The following is a 3,060-nucleotide window of genomic DNA, read 5'->3' on the forward strand; positions in this document are numbered from 1 at the left end:
ATGATCGCTCACGATCACCAGCAGTGGGAGCAGCAAGCCCGGAGGTTCTCATGAGCACTGCACCGGTCAAATCGCTGATTGACGAGCAACTTGAGCAGATCGAGCGAAGTCTGGCCATCATCGGCTTCGGGCGCCCCTTCAACGAGGTGATCGGACTACCTCGTGACTTGCCAGTGGCCAGCCTGAAGCGCCAACTGAGCGCCACCATGAAAGGCCGGCGCATCGCTGTGAGGGTCAGGCCGTGACCCGCCAGCAAGCGCGACGCTGGGCATTCTGGCGCGGCAGCTTCATTACGCTATCCCTGTGCACCGCATGGATGTTGGCCAGCGCATACGCCGACCGCATCACCTCCTGAGGCACCCCATGAACACAACACCCCGCCTGGCCGCCCAGCTCGACTGGATGACGGTCGGTTCGTTCTCGCCTGAGCAATACCAGGGCGATGAGCGCAAAGAGTACGAAGACGAGGCTGCTCGCATTGAGCGGCAGTGGGACAACCAACCGAACTGAGGGCATCCCCATGTTCAAGAAAGCCGAACGTAAGCAGGCAAGGCTACGGCTAGCACTTACCGGCCCATCTGGATCAGGCAAGACCTATTCCGCGCTGCAACTGGCCATCGGCCTGGGCGGGCCGATCGCGGTCATCGACACCGAGCACGAAAGCGCCTCGCTGTACGCAGACCTGACCGACTTCGATGTCATGGGGCTGAGCGCGCCGTACTCGCCGGAGCGGTACATCGAGGCCATCAAGGCTGCAGAGGCAGGCGGCTACTCGACGCTGATCATCGACAGCTACTCCCACGAGTGGGTCGGTTCCGGTGGCTGCCTTGAGATCAACGACACGATCGCCAAGCAGCGCTACAAGGGCAACACCTGGTCGGCCTGGAACGAGACGACGCCGCGCCACCGCAAGCTCGTCGACACAATCCTAACCAGCCCGCTGCACATCATCTGCACGATGCGCAGCAAGACCGAGACGGTCCAGGGCGAAGGCAAGAAGATCCTTAAGCTTGGCATGAAGTCCGAGCAGCGTGACGGTTCTGACTACGAGTTCACCGTGGTGCTCGACCTACTCCACGACGGCAACGTTGCCGTGGCCACCAAGGACCGGACCCGGCTCTTCGATCAGCCTGAAGTGATCAGCCCGGATACCGGCCGGCGCCTCCTGGCCTGGCTAAACGATGGCAAGTCTCAGGCTGACCTGCAGGCCGCAGCACTTGACGATGCCCTGTCGAAGATTCCACTCACGGAGACGATGCAGGAGCTGCAAAGTGTGTTCTCGGCAGCCTATCGCGTACTCGAGCAGTCCCCTCAACTTCTTGCGCAACTGAATGCCGCCAAGGACCAGCGCAAGTATGAACTCACCCCTCAGGAGCAATCGGCATGAATGCCTGCATCTTCGACAGCGAAACCACTGGCCTGAACGACCCGCAACTGGTCGAGGCCGCATATCTGCAACTGGCCGACATTCTAAGCTTGCAGGTAACCACTCAGTTCCTCCAGCGCTATAAGCCAGGCAAGCCCATTGAGCTCGGCGCCCTGGCTACCAGCCACATCCTTGACGAGGAGCTGGCAGATTGCCCGGATCACTCCGAGTTTCAGCTGCCATCAGATATCGAGTACCTGATCGGACACAACGTCGACTACGACTGGGGTGTCATCGGGCGGCCAGAACTCAAGCGTATCTGTACCGCGGCACTGAGCCGTCGCCTGTGGCCCGACGCCGACAGCCACTCGCAGTCGGCAATGGTCTACCTGCACTACCGCGAGCAAGCGCCGGACCTCCTGCGCAACGCCCATGCCGCACTGGACGACGTGAAGAACTGCCGGCTTCTGCTGGTCAAGATTCTTGATGCCTTGGCTGCTGAACTGGGCCGCCCGGTGGCGGACTGGGACGAACTCTGGACAATCTCCGAAGACGCCCGCATCCCCACTGTGATCGGCTTCGGCAAGCATCGCGGAGCGAAGTTCAGCGACCTGCCGGCCGATTACCGCCGCTGGCTGCTCAACCAACCGGACCTCGACCCATTCGTTCGCAAAGCACTTCAGCGCTAGGAGACAACATGGCCCGCGGAGTAAACAAAGTCATCCTGGTCGGAACCTGCGGCCAGGACCCCGAGGTCCGCTACCTGCCCAACGGCAACGCGGTCACCAACCTCAGTCTGGCGACCAGCGAGGCGTGGACAGACAAGCAGACCGGCCAGAAGGTCGAGAAAACCGAATGGCACCGGGTAGTGCTGTTCGGCAAGGTTGCAGAGATTGCTGGCGAGTACCTGCGCAAAGGTTCGCAGTGCTACATCGAAGGCAAGCTCAAGACCCGCGAATGGGAAAAGGACGGAATCAAACGGTACAGCACCGAGGTGCACGTAGACATCAACGGCACCATGCAGCTGCTGGGTGGCCGTCCGGATAACCAGGGCGGCCAGCAGCAACAGCGCCAGCCTCAGCAGCAACGGCAGCAGCGTCAGGCGCCCCAGCAGAGCCAGCAGGCAGCGCCTCCGGATAACTTCGACGACGATATCCCGTTTGCCCCACTTCACCACTTGGTAGGTGCATAGCCATGAGCGATTGCGGCGAGCATCCCAGCGTTTACTACCTTGGCCGGGAATGTCGCCGCAACGGAGGCGGCAAACTGGCCAACCCATTCGCCTTTCATACCTTCCACGGCTCATGGTTCCTTGCCGGCTGGAACGACATGGACATGGAAATTGAGCAGAAAAATCCGAAGCGCGCTGCAAAGAACAAGGCGGCGTGAGCACCTCCACCTTCCCCCAAGCGGCCTTCAGGAGGTCGAGCATGGAATCCCTTTTCGACGCATCGATGCGCAAGCCGGTGCGAAAGCTGTACAACACCCGCAGCGGCGGCCAGTACCGGCCTGATGATGTGGCCCTGGCCTTCGCGCTGAGCCTACGCGTGCACGACAGCGCCGACCACCTGCGCAGGCTTGCCCGGCGCCTGGTCGACAAGGTCTGCCTGGAGCATCAGCCCAACATGAAGCGCCTGGCCCGCGAGCCGGACGACGCCAAGGTGTTCGACGCAGCGCTCAAGATCATCAACCGG

7 protein-coding genes are annotated in these 3,060 nt (G+C 61.5%); all 7 read left to right on the forward strand.

Features of this window, described 5'->3' with window-relative positions:
* Positions 1-50 precede the first annotated feature (50 nt).
* Positions 51-245, forward strand: a complete 195-nt coding sequence (locus tag GYA94_RS26490) for a hypothetical protein (RefSeq protein ID WP_161893435.1) — start codon at positions 51-53, stop codon at positions 243-245.
* A 118-nt stretch (positions 246-363) separates the two neighbouring features.
* The gene (locus GYA94_RS27780; RefSeq protein WP_156357124.1) at positions 364-510 is read left to right on the forward strand and encodes a hypothetical protein; all 147 of its coding nucleotides are present in this window, start codon (positions 364-366) and stop codon (positions 508-510) included.
* 10 nt (positions 511-520) lie between these two features.
* Positions 521-1,387 carry an ATP-binding protein gene (locus GYA94_RS26495; RefSeq protein ID WP_054904570.1) on the forward strand — a complete coding sequence of 289 codons (867 nt, stop codon included), beginning with the start codon at positions 521-523 and terminating at the stop codon, positions 1,385-1,387.
* Positions 1,384-2,055: a 3'-5' exonuclease gene (locus tag GYA94_RS26500; protein ID WP_054904571.1), complete on the forward strand. Its 672-nt coding sequence runs from the start codon at positions 1,384-1,386 to the stop codon at positions 2,053-2,055. The genes GYA94_RS26495 and GYA94_RS26500 overlap by 4 nt, the downstream gene beginning before the upstream one ends.
* A gap of 8 nt (positions 2,056-2,063) precedes the next feature.
* Positions 2,064-2,558, forward strand: a complete 495-nt coding sequence (locus GYA94_RS26505; RefSeq protein ID WP_161893436.1) for a single-stranded DNA-binding protein — start codon at positions 2,064-2,066, stop codon at positions 2,556-2,558.
* Positions 2,559-2,560: 2 nt separating this feature from the next.
* A complete protein-coding gene (locus GYA94_RS26510) occupies positions 2,561-2,755 on the forward strand; it encodes a hypothetical protein (protein ID WP_054904573.1) in 195 nt (64 codons plus the stop codon).
* Between the two features lie 41 nt (positions 2,756-2,796).
* The coding region (locus GYA94_RS26515) for a DUF7740 domain-containing protein (protein ID WP_161893437.1) at positions 2,797-3,060 on the forward strand (264 nt) is incomplete at its 3' end.

This window comes from Pseudomonas juntendi (genome assembly GCF_009932375.1).
Classification (GTDB): domain Bacteria; phylum Pseudomonadota; class Gammaproteobacteria; order Pseudomonadales; family Pseudomonadaceae; genus Aquipseudomonas; species Aquipseudomonas juntendi.